Annotated in this window: 18 protein-coding genes; 5 read left to right on the top strand and 13 right to left on the bottom strand. The window is 70.5% G+C overall.

What is annotated here, in order from left to right; genetic code table 11:
* Positions 1-9: 9 nt before the first annotated feature.
* Both ACYVLJ_RS24820 and ACYVLJ_RS24815 read right to left on the bottom strand, forming a co-directional pair.
* Positions 10-1,416: an MFS transporter gene (locus ACYVLJ_RS24820; protein WP_460440536.1), complete on the bottom strand. Its 1,407-nt coding sequence runs from the start codon at positions 1,414-1,416 to the stop codon at positions 10-12.
* Positions 1,417-1,548: 132 nt separating this feature from the next.
* A complete protein-coding gene (locus ACYVLJ_RS24815; RefSeq protein WP_460440535.1) occupies positions 1,549-2,184 on the bottom strand; it encodes a GntR family transcriptional regulator in 636 nt (211 codons plus the stop codon).
* A gap of 264 nt (positions 2,185-2,448) precedes the next feature.
* Here ACYVLJ_RS24815 and ACYVLJ_RS24810 point away from each other — a divergent pair, with 264 nt between their 5' ends.
* The 5 genes from ACYVLJ_RS24810 to ACYVLJ_RS24790 all read left to right on the top strand — a co-directional run bounded on the left by ACYVLJ_RS24810 (position 2,449) and on the right by ACYVLJ_RS24790 (position 7,106).
* Positions 2,449-3,387 (top strand): ABC transporter ATP-binding protein, encoded by a 939-nt coding sequence (locus ACYVLJ_RS24810; protein WP_460440534.1) that lies wholly within the window; start codon positions 2,449-2,451, stop codon positions 3,385-3,387.
* Positions 3,384-4,217, top strand: a complete 834-nt coding sequence (locus tag ACYVLJ_RS24805; RefSeq protein ID WP_451985926.1) for an ABC transporter permease — start codon at positions 3,384-3,386, stop codon at positions 4,215-4,217. The genes ACYVLJ_RS24810 and ACYVLJ_RS24805 overlap by 4 nt, the downstream gene beginning before the upstream one ends.
* Before the next feature lie 66 nt (positions 4,218-4,283).
* Complete coding sequence (locus ACYVLJ_RS24800) at positions 4,284-5,582, top strand: sensor histidine kinase (RefSeq protein WP_460440533.1); 1,299 nt, start codon at positions 4,284-4,286, stop codon at positions 5,580-5,582.
* Positions 5,579-6,256, top strand: coding sequence for a transcriptional regulator (locus ACYVLJ_RS24795; RefSeq protein WP_460440532.1), 678 nt, complete (start codon positions 5,579-5,581; stop codon positions 6,254-6,256). The genes ACYVLJ_RS24800 and ACYVLJ_RS24795 overlap by 4 nt, the downstream gene beginning before the upstream one ends.
* A gap of 484 nt (positions 6,257-6,740) precedes the next feature.
* Positions 6,741-7,106 (top strand): hypothetical protein, encoded by a 366-nt coding sequence (locus ACYVLJ_RS24790; RefSeq protein WP_460440597.1) that lies wholly within the window; start codon positions 6,741-6,743, stop codon positions 7,104-7,106.
* Between the two features lie 86 nt (positions 7,107-7,192).
* Here ACYVLJ_RS24790 and ACYVLJ_RS24785 read toward each other — a convergent pair whose 3' ends face one another.
* The 11 genes from ACYVLJ_RS24785 to ACYVLJ_RS24735 all read right to left on the bottom strand — a co-directional run bounded on the left by ACYVLJ_RS24785 (position 7,193) and on the right by ACYVLJ_RS24735 (position 16,473).
* Complete coding sequence (locus tag ACYVLJ_RS24785) at positions 7,193-7,930, bottom strand: IclR family transcriptional regulator (RefSeq protein ID WP_460440531.1); 738 nt, start codon at positions 7,928-7,930, stop codon at positions 7,193-7,195.
* Between the two features lie 33 nt (positions 7,931-7,963).
* Positions 7,964-8,653: an MBL fold metallo-hydrolase gene (locus tag ACYVLJ_RS24780; RefSeq protein ID WP_460440530.1), complete on the bottom strand. Its 690-nt coding sequence runs from the start codon at positions 8,651-8,653 to the stop codon at positions 7,964-7,966.
* Positions 8,650-9,198: a 3-isopropylmalate dehydratase small subunit gene (locus ACYVLJ_RS24775; RefSeq protein WP_460440529.1), complete on the bottom strand. Its 549-nt coding sequence runs from the start codon at positions 9,196-9,198 to the stop codon at positions 8,650-8,652. The genes ACYVLJ_RS24780 and ACYVLJ_RS24775 overlap by 4 nt, the downstream gene beginning before the upstream one ends.
* Entirely contained in the window at positions 9,195-10,442 is a 1,248-nt protein-coding gene (locus ACYVLJ_RS24770) for a 3-isopropylmalate dehydratase large subunit (RefSeq protein WP_460440528.1), read from the bottom strand. The genes ACYVLJ_RS24775 and ACYVLJ_RS24770 overlap by 4 nt, the downstream gene beginning before the upstream one ends.
* Before the next feature lie 3 nt (positions 10,443-10,445).
* Entirely contained in the window at positions 10,446-11,318 is an 873-nt protein-coding gene (locus tag ACYVLJ_RS24765; protein WP_460440527.1) for an isocitrate lyase/PEP mutase family protein, read from the bottom strand.
* Positions 11,302-12,726: an MmgE/PrpD family protein gene (locus tag ACYVLJ_RS24760; protein ID WP_460440526.1), complete on the bottom strand. Its 1,425-nt coding sequence runs from the start codon at positions 12,724-12,726 to the stop codon at positions 11,302-11,304. The genes ACYVLJ_RS24765 and ACYVLJ_RS24760 overlap by 17 nt, the downstream gene beginning before the upstream one ends.
* A 540-nt stretch (positions 12,727-13,266) precedes the next feature.
* Positions 13,267-14,202, bottom strand: coding sequence for an NHL repeat-containing protein (locus tag ACYVLJ_RS24755; protein WP_460440525.1), 936 nt, complete (start codon positions 14,200-14,202; stop codon positions 13,267-13,269).
* A 547-nt stretch (positions 14,203-14,749) separates the two neighbouring features.
* Entirely contained in the window at positions 14,750-15,472 is a 723-nt protein-coding gene (locus ACYVLJ_RS24750; RefSeq protein ID WP_460440524.1) for a hypothetical protein, read from the bottom strand.
* Positions 15,469-15,822, bottom strand: coding sequence for a hypothetical protein (locus ACYVLJ_RS24745; protein WP_460440523.1), 354 nt, complete (start codon positions 15,820-15,822; stop codon positions 15,469-15,471). Before ACYVLJ_RS24745 ends, ACYVLJ_RS24750 begins: the two co-directional genes overlap by 4 nt.
* Positions 15,823-15,838: 16 nt before the next feature.
* Positions 15,839-16,117 carry a YbaB/EbfC family nucleoid-associated protein gene (locus ACYVLJ_RS24740; RefSeq protein ID WP_460440522.1) on the bottom strand — a complete coding sequence of 93 codons (279 nt, stop codon included), beginning with the start codon at positions 16,115-16,117 and terminating at the stop codon, positions 15,839-15,841.
* Between the two features lie 26 nt (positions 16,118-16,143).
* The gene (locus ACYVLJ_RS24735) at positions 16,144-16,473 is read right to left on the bottom strand and encodes a YbaB/EbfC family nucleoid-associated protein (protein ID WP_460440521.1); all 330 of its coding nucleotides are present in this window, start codon (positions 16,471-16,473) and stop codon (positions 16,144-16,146) included.
* Between the last annotated feature and the right edge of the window lie 8 nt (positions 16,474-16,481).

The following is a 16,481-nucleotide window of genomic DNA, read 5'->3' as shown; positions in this document are numbered from 1 at the left end:
GGTTCGTGGTCAGGCGTCTTCGTTGATCTGTTCCAACGTCCGGGCACGGGTCTCGGGAGCGAACCGCGAGGCCAGGACGAGCAGGGCGTACATGGCCGCGGCCATGCCGAACACTCCGGCGAGGCCGAACGCGGCGAAGAGGGCGACAGCGAGGAACGGCATGACCGCGCCGGCGATGTTGCCGATGCCGTTGACGATCGAGGTGCCGGTCGCGCGGATCGACGTCGGGTACAGCTCCGGCGACCAGACCGCCAGCGTCGTGTTGGTGATCATCGTGAAGAACTGGAAGAGCGCGCCGAGGACGAGGATCAACGCCGTCGAGTCCCCGAAGGCCGCGAACGCGGCCGCGGTGACGCAGCCGAGCGCGCCCGCGCCGCCCACCACGCCGCGCCTGCCGACCCGGCCGGCCAGCCACGCCGCGGCGCAGGCGCCGAGCAGCGAGCCGACGTTCATGATCATGGTGAACAGCAGACTGTCCGAAATGGAGTAACCACGCTCCACGAGCAGGGTCGGCATCAGGAAGTTGAGCGTGACCTGCGCGCCGAACGCCATCCAGGACGCGGCGCCGATCGAGAGCGTGCGGGGCAGGACGGCGCGGGCGAACACGGCCGCCGGGGAGGACTTGAGCTGACGGGCGGGGATGTCCGCCGCCGTCAGCGGCCCGCCGGTCGCGGTCGCCGGCGACGACTTGAGGGAACCCGACGCCAGGATGGCCAGTGACCGGTTGGCGTCCTCGACGCGGCCCCGGGAGAGCAGGAACCGCGGGGTCTCCGGGAGTCGGCGCCGGTAGAGGATGACCAGCAACGCCGGCAGCGCGAGGAACAGGAACGTCCAGCGCCACACGAGGTGGTCGCCGCCGAGTGCCGGGGCGAGCGGGCCGAGGAGCAGGAAGAACAGGCCGTAGGACAGGAAGTTGCCGACGCCGCCGGAGCCGATGTTGAGTGTCGCGACGAGCGCGCCGCGGTGGCGGGTGGCAACCATCTCGGCGAGCATGGCGATGCCGATGGTGAACTCGCCGCCCAGCCCGATGCCGACGACGAACCGGCTGGCCAGCATCATGTCGTAGTCCACGGCGAGGGCGCTGAGCAGCCCGCCGAGGGTGTAGAGCAGCAGGTTCAGCGACAGCGCCGCGCGGCGGCCGTACCGGTCGGCGAGCCACCCGCCGGCGAGCCTGCCGACGAGCCCGCCGAGCACGGTGGCCGTGTTGATCGCGGTCAGCTGGGTGTCCGTGATCGCGAGCGCGGCCTTGAGGTTCGCGCCCATCGCGCCGACGGAGTTCTGTTCGAGGGTGTCGAAGAACATCCCGGCGAGGATGAGCATCAGCACCCAGAACTGGGCACGGGTGAAGCCGATGCGGTCGAGGTGGAGGGCGAGCGTGCCGGACGCGGTGCGCTCGGGGGTGGGGGTCGAGGTCATGGGCTGGGCTCCCATCGGGAGAAACGGCCAAGCAACGAACCCCTGTTTTGTATACGAGAAGTGTTGCTCGGACGTTACAGACCATGCCAATCACGTGAACAGCGTCAACAATGTCGATCTTTTGTATACGAATCAGTGTGCTGCATAGGCCCGGCGCCGGTAGATCAGCTCATCTTTGAGGATGTGCTCGCCCATCAGGTAGCCCGCCTGCACCGGGGAGCCGCCGAGGATCGCGGTGGCGATCGCGGCGTGGTCGGCCCACGAGGTGTCGATGCGGTCCTCGATCTCGAGCTCGAAGCCCCACGAGATCCGCCGCAGCAGCGCGTCGAGCATGCGGGCGAGCTCGGTGTTGCCCGACGCGCGGGCGACCACCTCGTGGAACTCCATGATCAGCGGCGGCAGGTCGGCCACGGCGCCGTCCTCGCCGGCCTGGCGGCCGCGCGCCACGACCGCCCGCAGCGCCTCGGCCTGATCACCCCCGTGTGCCTCGGCCGCGAGCGAAGCGGCGAGGACCTCCAGGCCGCGCCGGATCTGCATCAGCTCGACGACGTCGTGCTGCGAGCGGGCGGAGACGGTCGCGCCTTTGTACTTCTCGGTGGTGACGAAGCCTTCGCTCTCCAGCTGTAGCAGGGCTTCGCGGATGGGCACCCGGGAGACCCCGAAGCGGGTGGCGATGGCCTCTTCCTTCAGGCGCGTTCCGGCCGGGATCGTGCCGGCGATGATCTCCGCGCGCAGCTCCGTCACGACCGAGTTCGACTTGGCAACCACGACGCGAGGATATGGCAACCGCCCAGCGCTCGCGCCCGAGCAGCACGGCTTCACCAGCCCTCCGGATGTCCGCGGCTGCGCCCGTCCGTGAATACGCTCTCCTGTGTCCTGCCCCGCACGCCTGGCGGCGGGCGCCAGTGGTACCGCGGTACTACTCGCCGCCGCCGATGGGCTCCCCCGGTACGACGTTCCGGCGCTGCTTCCTTCCTACCGTTGACGACGAACGGGCCGGGGTGACCGGTCCGCGGATCCAGGGGATGAGCGATGATCGAAGCACACCAGCTGACCAAGCGGTACGGGGAAAAGACGGCGGTCGACCACCTGGACTTCACCGTCCGGCCGGGTACGGTCACCGGGTTCCTGGGGCCCAACGGTGCCGGCAAGTCCACCACCATGCGGATGATCGTCGGGTTGGACGCGCCGACCAGCGGGTCGGTCAAGGTCAACGGCCGCCGCTACGCCGAGCACGCTTCGCCGCTGCAGGAGGTCGGGGTCCTCCTCGAGGCGAAGTCCGTCCACGGCGGACGGTCGGCGTTCGACCACCTGCTCGCGCAGGCCCAGACGCACGGCATCCCACGGCGGCGGGTCGACGAGGTGATCGAGCTGACCGGGCTGCAGTCGGTGGCGAAGAAGCGCGCGGGGAGCTTCTCCCTCGGCATGGGCCAGCGGCTGGGGATCGCCGCGGCGCTGCTCGGCGACCCGGCCACGGTCATGCTCGACGAGCCGGTCAACGGCCTGGACCCCGAGGGCGTCCTCTGGATCCGCAACCTGCTCAGCGGGCTCGCGGCCGACGGGCGCACCGTGTTCGTCTCGTCGCACCTGATGAGCGAGGTGGCGCTGGTCGCGGAGCACCTCATCGTCGTCGGCCGCGGTCGCCTGCTCGCCGACACCACCGTGCACGACCTCGTCCGCGAGGCCGGCGGCGACACCGTCCACGTGGCCACCGCGGATCCCGCGCGCCTGCGTGAGGTCCTGGCCGGTCCCGGCGTCGAGATCGCCGGCCGCTCCGGATCCGAGGAACTGCAGGTCAAGGGACTCTCCGCGCGTGCGATCGGCACCAAGGCCGCCGAGCACGGCATCGCCCTGTTCGAGCTGTCCGCCCGGACCGTCTCCCTGGAAGAGGCCTTCATGGACCTGACCCGCGACGCCGTCGAGTACCACGGCGTCACCACCGGCATCGACGCGCTCGGGAGGGCGGCATGACCACCTTGACCCCGGACGCCCCCGCCCGCACCGGCCGGCCCGTCTACCGGGTGACCGGACGTCACGTCCTGCGCTCGGAGTGGACCAAGCTCTGGTCCTTGCGCTCCACTTGGATCACCCTGGTCCTCGGTCTGGTGTTCCTGGTCGCGTTCGGGCTGATCTCCGCCGCGCGGTACAAGTCGAACATCAGCTCCGGCCAGCCGCTCGACCCGGACTTCGCGCACGCGACCGCCCTGAGCCTCTCGTTGTTCGGCACGAACTTCGCGCAGCTGGCGCTGGGCGTGCTCGGCGTGCTCGTGACCGCCGGCGAGTACTCCACCGGCATGATCCGCTCGACGCTGACCGGGGTCCCGCGCCGGCTGCCGGTGCTGTGGTCCAAGTCGGCCGTGTTCGGGGTCGTCGCGCTGCTCGTCGGCACGGTCGGCGCGTTCCTCGCCTTCGTCTTCGGCAACGCCATCGTGGCCGGGACGCCCGCGGCGATGTCGCTGTCGGACCCGGGGGTCGTGCGCAGCCTGCTCGGCACGGGGCTCTACCTGGGGCTGGTCGGCGTGATCGGGGTCGCGCTCGGCGCGCTCCTGCGCTCGGTCGCCGGCGGCATCTCGGTCCTCGTCGCCGTGCTCATGCTGATCCCGGGCCTGGTCTCCCTGCTGCCGACGTCGTGGCAGGGCGACATCAGCCCGTACCTGCCCAGCAACGCGGGGCAAGCGATGTTCGCCCTGACCCACGACGCCACCACACTGGCACCGACGGCCGGGATGCTGGTCTTCGTCGGCTGGACGGTCCTGGCGCTGGGCGGCGCCGCGTACCGGCTCGTGCGTTCCGACGCCTGACACCGCCGCCGGCGCGGCCCTGGTGCCGCGCCGGCGGTTTTCCGCGACGATGAGCAGGTGACGCCCGTGCCCGACGACTTCCCCGCCGCGGCGCCGTCGTGGACCGGATCTCCACTGGTCGCACGCTTGACGGCGTACGGCCAGCGGCTGCGGCAGTGGGACCGGCGCCACCCGTGGGCGCTGGACCTCGCGGTGATCGCCGCGTTGTTCCTGCTGTTCTGCGTGCCCGACCTGGTCCCGCACGACGACGGGCGCGGGCCCGAGGAGCTGCAGCTCGCGTTCGTCCGCCTGCCGGCGGCCGGCACGCTCGCGCTGCAGGCCGGGCTGCTGCTGCCGCTGTTCTGGCGGCGCCGGGCGCCTTCGGCCGCACTGGCCCTGACCGCGGTGGTGTTCGTCGTCCAGTGGTCGCTCGGGGTGTTCCTGCGCGCCGACGTCGCGCTGCTCGTCGCGCTGTACAGCGTCACCCTGCACGGCCGGTTGCGGCACCTGCCGTGGGCGGGTGCCGGGGTGGTCGCGCTCCTGCTGCCGGTGGCGGCCCGGGTTTCGCGCGCGGTGTCGTTCTGGGAGGCGCTGTTCTTCCTGCTCACGGCCGTGACCGCGGCCGTCGCGCTCGGACTGGCCGTCCGGATCCGCCGGGCCCAGCTGGTGAGCCTGCGCGAGCGCGCGCGGCAGCTGGAGATCGAACGGGACCAACGCAGCCGGCTGGCCGCTGCCACCGAACGCACCCGCATGGCGCGCGAGATGCACGACATCATCGGCCACAACCTGTCGGTCATCATCACGCTGGCCGACGGCGGCGCCTACGCGGCCGACGTCACCCCCGAACGCAGCAAGCAAGCGCTCGAGCTGGTCGGCGACGCCGGCCGGCAGGCGCTGGGCGAACTGCGGCGCATGCTGGGTGTCCTGCGGGAGAAAACCGACGCACCCGAGCTGAACCCGCAACCGGGGATCGGCGACCTCGACGCGTTGTGCACGAGGATCCGCGCCGCCGGACCGGAGATCCTCCTCCGCTCCGCCGGCGAGCTGGACACCCTCGATCGCGGAGTGCAGCTGATGACCTACCGGATCGTCCAGGAGGCGCTCACCAACACGCTCAAGCACGCCGGCCCGCGCACCCGGGCCGACGTCCTGATCGCCGTCGAGGGGCCGGCGCTGCGCATCCGCGTCCAGGACACCGGACCGCCCGACGCCGCCACGCCGCGCGAGCCACCGGCCGCGGAAGGGCACGGGATCGCCGGGATGCGCGAACGCGCGGCCCTCTACGGCGGCACGCTCACCGTCGGCCCCACCTCCGGCGGCGGGTGGGCCGTACAGGCCGTCCTGGACCTCACGCCGATGCCCGTCCCGCCCGGCGGCGCGCTGTGACGACCGTCCTCATCGTCGACGACCAGCCCATGCAGCGGTTCGGCTTCCGGATGCTGCTCGACGCCACGCCGGACACCGAAGTCGTCGGCGAAGCCGCCCACGGGGCCGAAGCCGTGCGCCGGACCGCGGAACTGCGACCGGACGTCGTCCTCATGGACATCCGCATGCCCGGCATGGACGGCATCGAAGCCACCCGGCGGATCCTCGCTGCCGGAGGCCGGTCCCGCGTCCTCGTCCTGACGACGTTCGACCTGGACGAGTACGCCTACGCCGCATTGCGCGCCGGAGCGAGCGGGTTCCTCCTCAAAGACGCCCATCCCGAAGAGCTGCTCGCCGGCATCAGGGCAGTCGCGAGCGGCGACGCCGTCATCGCCCCGGCGCTGACCCGGCGGCTCCTCGACACCTACGCCCAGCGGCTTCCGGCCGGCAGTGCCGATCCGCCGTCCCGGACCGATCCCCGCTGGCTGTCGTTGACCGAACGCGAACAGGAGATCCTGCTCGCCATCGGCAACGGGTGGACCAACGGCGAGATCGCCGAACGTCTGGTGCTCTCGGAATCCACGGTCAAGACCCACGTCGGCCGGGTGCTGGCGAAGCTGGGGGCCCGCGACCGCGTCCAGGCGGTGATCTTCGCCTACGACCTCGAGTTGATCCGGCCGAATCCGCCGAGCTGATCTCCTCCTTCGCACGGAGCCGCGAGCACAGAGGAGCGGGAGCCCGGGTTCAGCGTGCCCTGAAGGTCGATGACCCTCCGTGGTGAGCTGAACAGGCGACGACGGCCGCAGTCCCGTCGCGCACCGTATCCGCCGTCTAGCGGCGTCCCGCCGGGCGGAAACGGTTCCGTGTCGGCGGTCCCCCAAGCCGCTTGTCCGCGGACAAGTCTCGTCGCGGCACGTCACACCAGCGGCCAGGAATCGGGAACATCAACACCGAAATGCACGTGATCAAAGAACGTCGATCGAATTCGCCCGTTTCGAGATCCACTATGTTTCACTCTATCGTGTGATGCTCGGAACTGACTAGACGCCTTGATTGTCCCTAACCAATGACGCCAGTAAGGTCGGACTCCGAAAGTGATCCTGAAATGATTGATTAATTCATGGAGTGCCGGAGAGTATCGGACTTCGCAAATTGAGGGGAAGGGAAGAAATCATCATGATGAGCATCGAGACCGCGCTGAAAGAAGCCATGATGATCACCGGCGCCGTCGGCGTCGCACTGGTCGACTACGAGAGCGGGATGTCGCTCGGCACCAGCGGGGGTGGCGACTGGCTGAACCTGGAAGTCGCCGCCGCCGGCAACACCGAGGTCGTACGGTCGAAACTGCGGGTCATGTCGTCGCTGTCGCTCAACGAGACCATCGAGGACTTCCTGATCACGCTGCACCGCCAGTACCACCTGATCCGGTTGCTGAACTCCTCGAGGAATTCGTTGTTCCTCTACCTGGTACTGAACCGGGAACGGGCCAATCTCGCGCTGGCCCGCCACGAGCTCAGACGCATCGAAGCTGATCTGCAGGTGTAGCAAGCTGCGCTCACGTTCGCTGGTGCCCGCGTGCTCCAGGGCGTGGTGCAGTGCGAACTGTCCCGAACGGCCACTGTTCTCGCGGCTCAGGTGAAGAGCCCGGCCAGTTGTTCGCATGCGGCCACCAGTTTCGGGGCGAAATCGCGCATCCGTTGCTCGGTCCAGCGTTCCGCGGGGCCGGCCACCGCGACGGACATGCCGTGGGCGCCACCGGTGACCGGAGCCGCGATGCCGGCCACGCCCGGGTGGTTGGCACCGAACGACAGCACGAAGCCGTCCTGACGGATTTCGTCCAATCCGCTCAGGACACTCGTCGCGTCGGTGAGGTGGGCCGTGGCCGAAGCGGCCTCGGCCGCGGAGAGGCTTGCGAGGATCGCCCGGCCCGCCGCGCCACGGGTGAGTGGTGTGGTTTCACCGATCGTCGCCGCGCGGCGCAGGACCTGGGCTGTGCTTTCCGCGCCCAGCACGAGGACCGCGTGATGGCCACTGCGGACGTGCAGGGTCGAGGTCTCGCCGGCGCTGTCGGCGAGCGCGCGCAGCACCGGGCGTGCTGCCTGGTACAGCGCCGCTTGCGGGAGCACCGCGGCGGCGACCCCGACCAGGCGGCTGCCGACGGTGTAGCCGCCGGCCTCGCCCCGGTCGAGGTACCGCTCCTCTTGCAGCACGCGCAGCAGGCGGTAGCAGGTGCTCTTGGACAGCCCGATCCGGTCCACCAGGTCGTTGAGGCCGATCGGCTCGCCGGCGGTGACCACGGCGTCGATCAGCCGCAGTGCCCGGCGCGCGGTCTCCCCGCCTTCGGTGTGCCCCGGCGTTTCGTCCTCCACCCACTGCTCCCTTTTGGTAAGTCGCGGTCCGGATTATGCCGGAGCCGTGGCCGCGACCCAGCGCTGGTAGGTCTCGACCCCCGCACCCGACAGCGGGCTGCCGTGCGCGAACCCGACCGCCGCCACGTCGGTCGGCAACCGGCGCAGACTCGCGTCGCGCGCCCCGGCGTCCGCCGACAGCGCGGCTGGTCCCTGCGCCGGCTCCGCACCGCGATGGAACACGGCGTCGCCGACGAACAGCGTCCGCGTCACCTCGTGCCGCAGCACGATGTGGCCGGGGCTGTGGCCCGGGGTGTGGATCACTTCCAGGCCGTCGACGACCTCGCCGTCGGCCAGCGTGCGGTCCGCGGTGAACGGACGCCAGTGCAGCTTGGGCAGCTTGTCGATCAGCTTGCCCAGCGTGCCCTGCCGCCCGGAAGGCGGCACCCGGCCGGCCTTGAGCCACTCGGCGTCCGCGGCGTGGATCAGCAGCTCGGCGCCGGTGCGTTCGCGCAGTTCGGCCGCGCCCTGGACGTGATCCGGGTGGGCGTGGGTCAGTACGACGCGCCGGATGTCGTGCGGCTTGCGGCCGAGTTCCTCGAACGCGGTGAGGATCGCCGCCGGCGCCTTGGCCCAGCCGACGTCGACGAGCGTGTAGCCGCCATCGCCTTCGACGAGGAACGCGTTGTCGCGGGCCGTGGTCGGGATCCGCCACACTCCTTCGGCCAACCGCTCGATGCTCATGCGCCTGCCTCCGTCGGGATCGCGCCGGCCTTGAGCACGTCCAGCAGTTCGATGGGCAGGTACCCCTGCTCGGCCAGGCGCGGCAGCACCCCGCCGCTGGCCAGGATTTCCCGCACCAGCTCGGGCAGGGGCGCGAAGTCGCCCTTGGTGCCCTTCGTCTCGTTCGCCCAGTGTCCACCGGCGAAGTCGAACCGGCCGGTGTCGCCGTCCTCGAACGCCTCCGTCACGCCGGGGACGGTGATCGCGGGCAGGCCCGCGTTGACCGCGTTGCGCAGGAACAGCGAGTTGAACTCCTCGGCGACGAGCGCGGCCACACGGAGGTGGCGGAACAGTGCGGCGACCGGCCGCGACGACCCGACGCCGAAGTTGCGGCCCGCGACCACGACGTCGCCGGCCCGCACCTGCTTCGTCCACTCCGGGCGGACGTCGTAGAAGACGTGCTGCGACGCTTCGGGGATGTCCATCTTCATCGCGAAGGCGGGGTACATCGCGTCGGTGTTCAGCGAGTCGCCGAACACCCAGACGCGGCCGGAAACCGTGCTCACGCGGTCACCTTCCTCGGGTCGGAGATGACGCCCGCGATCGCGGACGCGGCAACGGTCGCGGGCGAGGCCATGTAGATCTCGGCCTCGGTGCTGCCCATGCGGCCGGTGAAGTTGCGGGTCGAGGACGTCAGGCACACTTCGCCCGGGCCGACGACACCCATGTGGTAGCCGAAGCAGGCGCCGCACGTGGAGTTGGTGACCACGCCCCCGGCATCGGCGATGTCCTGCAGGTAGCCCAGCCGCATCGCGTCGCGGTACACCTGCTGCGACGCGGGCGTGACCAGCAGCCGCACGCCGGGCGCGACGGTCCGGCCGCGCAGGATCTCCGCGGCGACGCGCAGGTCTTCGAGCTGGCCGTTGGCGCACGAGCCGATGAACGCCTGGTCGATCCGGCGGTTCTCGATGCCCGACACCGGGACGCCGTTGTGGCTGACCGTCCCCGGCCGCGCGACGTAGGGCTCCAGCTCCGACAGGTTCACCTCGCGCACGGCGTGGTACGACGCGTCAGGATCGGCGTCGGCGGCCTCGTAGCCCTCGACCCCGCGCTCGGCGAGGAACTCGCGAAGCACGTCGTCGACGCCGAAGGTGCTGAAGTCGGCGGAGACCTCGGCGCCTTGGGTGGCGAGGGTGCGGCGGTCGTTCATCGGGACGCTCGCGAGCCCGGGGCCGCCGTACTCGAGGTTCATGTTGGTGGCGTCGCCGTATCTGTCGGCGATGTAGAGGAAGATGTCCTTGCCGCCGACGGCGTCGGGTTTGCCGCCGGTGAGCTCGTAGCGGATGGTCGGTGCGACCTGGAACCAGGTCTTGCCGGTGCACATGATCGAGTACACCTCGGCCGGGCCGAGGCCGCGCGCGGCGGTGTTGTACGCGCCGGCCGCGCACGTGTGCGAGTCGGTGCACGCGAGCACTTCGCCGGGGCGGGCGAGGCCGTTCTCCGCGATCACCTGGTGGCAGATGCCGTGCCGGCCGACGTCGTAGAACCGCTCGATCCCGAAGTCGCGGGCGAACTTCCGGGCACGAGGACCGCCCTCGGCGTCCTTGAGCGACGGCGCGGGAACGGCGTGGTCCATGACCACGGCGACCTTGTCCGGGTCGTGGATCCGCGACGGGGGAAGCCACAGCGTGGCGAACTGCAGGTCGATCAGGACGCACATGTCGACGTCCACGGTGACCGTGTCGCCCGCTTTCACCTGCGTCAGCCCGGCTTTGCGGGCGAGCAGTTTCTCGATCATCGTCATGCCCATGGTTCAGGCTCCTTCCGCGACGCGGTGGCGGTCGCCGATCTCGGACCACTCGGCGAGGCCGACGAGGTTGAAGAATTCCGCAGGTTTTCCGGGAATCAGCGTCTTCGGATCTTCACCCGCCAAGTCGGCGAGGCCGTGGAGCATCGCGAAAGCCGCGGCCCCGAGGGCGACCGACGGGTGGATCGCGATCGCGAAACCCAGTTCCCGCAGGCGTTCCGAGGATTGCACGGGGGTCAGGCCGCCGATCACGAGGTTGAGCAGCAGCGGCGCCTCGACCTCGCGGGCGATGCGTTCGATCTCGTCTTCCCCCTGCGGCGCTTCGACGAAGATGACGTCCGCGCCCGCGGCCGCGTAGGCGTTGGCGCGCTCGATCGCGGCGTCGATGCCGAGCGGACCGCGGGCGTCGGTGCGCGCGACGAGCACGAGGTCGGGGTCCGTGCGGGCGTCGAGTGCCGCGCCGAGCCGGCGGGTGAAGTCCCCGGCCGGGATCAGCTCCTTGTCCGGCAGGTGCCCGCACTTCTTCGGGAACGCCTGGTCCTCCAGCTGGATCGCGGCGACGCCGGCGGCTTCGTACTCCCGGACCGTGCGCACGACGTTCAGCTCGGCGCCATAACCGGTGTCGGCGTCGGCGATCAGCGGAATGTCGCCGAGCACGCGGGCGACCATCCGGGCGCGTTCGGTCATCTCGGTCTGGGTGACGAGACCGATGTCGGGCAGCCCGAAGCCGGACGCCGCGACACCCGCACCCGTCAGGTACCCAGCCGCGAACCCGAGACGGGCCACCAGGTGTGCGGAGATCCCGTCGTACACCCCGGGTGCCACGATCAGCTCCCCGGAATCGAGCCTGCGGCGCAGGGCTTTACGTGCCGTGGTCATGGTTCTCGCAATCGGGATCAGTCGAGGACGCTCTGGACAGGCGCCGCGAGGAGGTCGAGCAGCTCGGTGAGATCGGCGGCTTCGTCGAGGCCCAGCACAGCGGCCTCGATGGCGGTGCGTCGCGCGGGTCGACCGCGCGCTCGGTGAGGTGGTGGAACTTCGCGACGATCTCCTCGGCGGTGACCGGGTCGAACGGCGAGCCGTGCGGCATCGCGACGTGCCGCTCGAGGACGGTGCCGTCGGTCAGCGTCAGGCGCAGGTCGGTGGCGCCGCGCCTGGCCGGATCGTCGAACGCCGTCTCGTGCCGCACCCGGGTCTTGGCGACCAGGGCCCAGATGTCGTCGGCGTCGAGCCGCTCGGTCGTGAACTGCGGGGGCAGCACCTGCCCATCGCACAGCGCGGCGGCGACGGCGTAGCCGATGTTCATCTGCGCGCCGATCGGCGTCAGCGGGCGCTCGGGCTCCCACCAGCCGTGGTGGTACACGGTGTGGCCGACGGCGACCTCGATCTCCGCGACCTCCGCCGGGTCGACGCCGTGGTCCGCGCGGAGCTTCAGCGCGGCCTCGATGGCGCCGTGCAGCCCGCCCATCGCGGCGAACGACTTGACCATGATGAGCTCGGTGTCCCAGCGCTGCCCGAGTTCCGCGGTGATCTCTGCCGGGACCGGGTCGTGGCCTTCGCCGAACACGGCGAGGAAGCCGCCGTACTCCCGCTCGAAAACCGCCTTGATCCCCGTGTAGCCGCCGGCGGCGAGGTGCGCGGCGTAGTAGCCGTTGCGCGCGGCGAACCCGTGCTGCATGCGCTTGGACATGGCCTCGTACTGCGCGGCCATCAGCCCTCCGGACTGTGTACCCGCCATGCCGAGCGCGTCCTCCAGCTCGGCCGCGGTCAGGCCGCACAGCTTGCCCGTGGTCATGGCCGTGGCGTGCGTACCGAAGACCGGCCCGGAGTGCCAGCCGCGCGAGAGCATCTGGGCGCCGTGCAGCGCGCGGCCGACGCGCGGGCCGACCTCGAACCCCGCGACCGCGGCGGTCACCGCGTCGATCCCGGTCACGACCTGGCCGCTCTGCGCGGTGGCGAGGATCGCCGGGATGATCAGCGAGGTGCTGTGCAGCGGCGCGATCGGGTGGAAGTCGTCGAGCTCGAAACCCTGGATGAAGGTGCTGTTCAGCAGTACGGCGGCGGGTGCGGCAGTGGTCTTGCCGGTGCCGACGACAACCGAGTCACCGCGGCCTTCGAAGGCCAGCACGGCATCGGTCGCGACGCGGGACCACGGCAGCCGGGCACCGACGAGCGCGGCCCCGAACCCGTCGAGCAGCAGGTGCTTCGCGCGGGCGCGTACCCGCTCGGGGACATCCTCGGCCCGCAGAACCCGCACCCACTCCGCCAAGGCGGCCGTTGGTTTCACTATATGACTCCTCGATTCCATTATCTATCGAAGATAGTCACCAGCGCTCACCACGGTCAATGCCCGTGAGGCCATTCTTGTCACATCGTGGTTCCTGGGATTCACATAGTGAAACCAAGGGCAGTAGACGACGAAGACGTCGTCCTCCGAGCCGGACGGCCCACGCGGAAGTCGCCGGCCGACTCGGCCGTCGTCGACGGGGTCAGCACCAGGCGGCTGCCTGCCAGCGCTCCGCAGCCGCGGCGCACCGGAGCCGGGAGCGCGACGTCGGGTTTGCGGGGCATGAGGCCGGCGGATCACCACCGAGGTCCGGATCAGCGTGACCAGCAGGCGGCCGCCCGCGTTCCAGCCGAGGGCCGCGATCCTGCAGCCGCCCTCCCCCCGTCCATCAGCGCGATCGACAGCCGCGGACCATCCGACGCATGGAGGTCACTCAGCGGCGGCAATCCCATTGGGACAGAAAGCGGAGTCACGCGTGCCGGATCCGGCGAACTGATCCTCCCGGGACCTGTTCCCCGCGTCCACAGCCGGGAACAGGCGTCAGTAGTAGTCGATGTGCGCGACGAGCAGGTTCGGGTCGAGGTGACTGAGCACCGCCCCGTCGCACACATACAAGGTGCCGTTCCGCACTTTGACCGCGGTCGGACCGGAAAGGCCGTCGGCGGCGGTCAGCAGCGTGCGGACCCGGCCGTCCGGGTGGACGAGAACGACCTGATCAGCGAGGGGCAGCGCCATCAGCACGAGGTCGGTGCCGGGCACGAAGGTGAAGCTGTCGACGGCACCCAGCCCGCTTGCGACGGTCTGCACGGCTCCGGCACCGCCGTCGGGCCGCACCGGGATCCTCAGGATCGTGCCGTGGTCGGTGTTGCCGACCCACACGGCGCCACCGTGCAGGCTGATGCCGTTAGCGCCCAGGAACGAGGTTCTCGCCAGCGCCGGGTCGGTCGCCCAGGCCACGGGCGTTCCGCCGCCGATCGGGACACGCCACACGGTCGCCAGCGTGGAGTCGGCGATGTACAACTGCCCGCGGAGCTGATCGAGGACCATGCCGTTCGGGAACCCGCTCGGCGGCAGCGCAGCGAGCTGGACGGGCGCCCGGCCGCGGCTGATCCGCCAGACGCCGGTGTTCGCGTCACCGGTGCAGTCGAGCACGTAGAGCACGCCGTCCGACGAGCGCGCGAGCCCCATGCTGCTGGGGGCGCCGGCCACCGGGCAGTTGCCCGTGCGCGGGAGCCGGCCCAGCACCTGGACCTGGCCGCCGAGCGTCACCCGGGCGACCTGGCCGGCAGCCGAGAACGAGACGTCCGCCGAGCCGTCGGGTTCGACCTCGACGGCTTCCGGCGTCTGCCCGGCGCCCTCGTCGAGGTGCGCCACTACGTGGGGGTTGGACACCGTCACATCACAGGCGGTGGCGGCGGTCGTACTGATGACGACGCCGGCCACGGCCGCGACGATGGCCATCGTGTGGAGTCGCATGATCCGAGTCCCTCCTCGTGCCTCTGGTCATTCACCTAGTGGACGAACGGAGAGAGCCGAGAAGGACAGCCGGATCGGCGGCATAACTCCTGCCATGACATCGGCATGCAAAAATCACCCGAACACGCGCCCTGACCAGGCATGACGTGGCCGTTGCTCTCGGCAGGAAATTGATGGGAACGGCGCTGAGCCCGGCGGCCGGTGCGGCGACGGTGAACGGTGACGGCGCTCCGTGCCGAACGGCCTGACGCTGACGCACCTGAACTACAGCCAGCAGGTCCAGCAGAACGACGAATGGTGCCGGCCGCGGACGGCGCGTCAACGGGTTCCACGGCACCGGTTTCTCCGCCGACAGCGCCGCCGGTGTCCCGGCGCTGCGGCGATGATCGCCCGACGCCGCCACCGTGGCCGGAATTCCCTCGGCTGAACACTCGAAGCAGCCTGGTGATCCGGCACGTGCTCCCCGGATCGCAACGCGAGCCCAAGCCTCAGCAAGGGCCGTTGACACCCCAGACCGTAGCCGACGGGTGACGTGGTCCGGGGGGCGTCACTGCTGTTGCTGCTGTGGTTCCCTCCACCACTTGTCCGGGTCACCGAGCAGGGTGCCGGGCGGGGGCACCGCGGTGAAGCCGTTGTTGGCGGCGGCGGTCACCGTCACGCCCTGCGCCTTGTACACGCCGATCTGCTTCACCGCGTCCGCGACGAAACCGGCCACCGCGGTCACGAACGTGTCCAGCGCGCTGGACACCTTGTCGACCGCGTCGGCGTCGGCGATCTCGCCGATGATCGGCACGGGGGTCAGCATCAGGTCGGTCGCGATCCCGGCGAGCGCGCCGGCGCACTGGCCGATCGCGTTGATGGCGTTGCCATAGGTTTCGTACACCGCCGCCGCGCAGTTGCCCAGGGTGGTGCCGATGTCGGTCATGGCCGAGCCGTTGCTCTCGAACACCGACAACACGCCTCCGCCGTTCGAGCCGACCCAGGTGTTGAACGATTCCGCGGCCGGTCCCTGCCAGTAACCGGCGAGGTTGACCGTCGCGGTGGTGATGCTCTGCTTGTCCGCGGACATCACCGGGTTGGCCACCCACTGTTCGGCCAGGGCGTAGACCTGATCCGCGTTGCCGAACATTTCGTCGCGAATCCGGTCGAGCGTGCTGACCGCGTCGTCGTTGCCGATGAACCACATCTGTGCCCAGTTCCGGACGAGCTTGTCGTTGTCCACCGGGTATGGCTGCCGGACGAGCGCCGACGGCTGCAGACCGCTGGTCATCTCCGTCCCCGCCCCTCGGGAATCGTGGTTCCCACCCGGGTGAGTTCCTCCCGCATCGAGCTTTCCGCCGCGGTGTACTTCCGGGCCGAGTGGAGCAGTTCGTCGGCGGCCTGGCGCAGGCCGGCCACGCCGTTCGCGGTCTTGCCCTGAACCACTGACAGCGCGGCGTTGTACTCCTGGACCACGCCCGCCTGCCGGCCGAGGAAGCCCAGCGCGTCGTCCGCCAATGCCCAGCCCGACATGTCGATGTGCAACCGTCCCCAGTCGGCCGCCGCGTCCTCGAACGCGACCGCCGCGTTCTCCAGCTGATTGGCGGTGACCTCGAATCCGCCACCCGGCGCCTCGTGCATGCGCTGCTCCCTTCGGTCAGATGAACGTGTTTCCCCGCGCCCGTGCGAGTGCTTCGGCCCGATGATCCTTGCTGTCCTTTTCGGCCTGCCGGATGGCCGCGAGCACGGCCTCGCCGAGCGCGGCGGCGGTGGTGTAACGCACCGCGGCCGGGTCGAGATCCACGGCCAGCAACCGGCTTTCGCCGGACATGACGACCGTGCCCAGGTCCCGGCCGATCGGCGTGGTGAGCCGGACATCGGCGAAACCAGTGATCGTGGCGCGGCTGCGCGCCAACCCGTTCTCCAGCTCGGCCACCCGCGCGTACAACCGGTCGTACGGATTCACCACGCCTCCTCGTCGTGCAGGCCGGCGAACACGTCCGCGGCCGGCTCGGTCCGGGCGACCAGCCCGGCGGCGTGCTCGGCGGCGACCGCGCGGGCTCGCCCGACCGCCTCGACCACGCCCGGGCCGATCAGCTGCGGTTTCGGTCCCCGCACCGCGTCCGCCGAGATGCGCACGTCCAGGAGCGTGCCGCGCCCGTCCACCACCGCGGTCACGCCCGCCTCGTCGGCACGCCCGGTGTACCGGGCCTGGGCCAGCAGCGCCCCCAGCTCGATGGCGCGTGCCCGGTACCGGGCACGCACGTCCGTTCCGTCGGTTTCTCCGGTCATGAGGCAAC

This window comes from Amycolatopsis stemonae (assembly GCF_054781455.1).
This window is presented reverse-complemented; position numbering and strand designations above follow the sequence as displayed.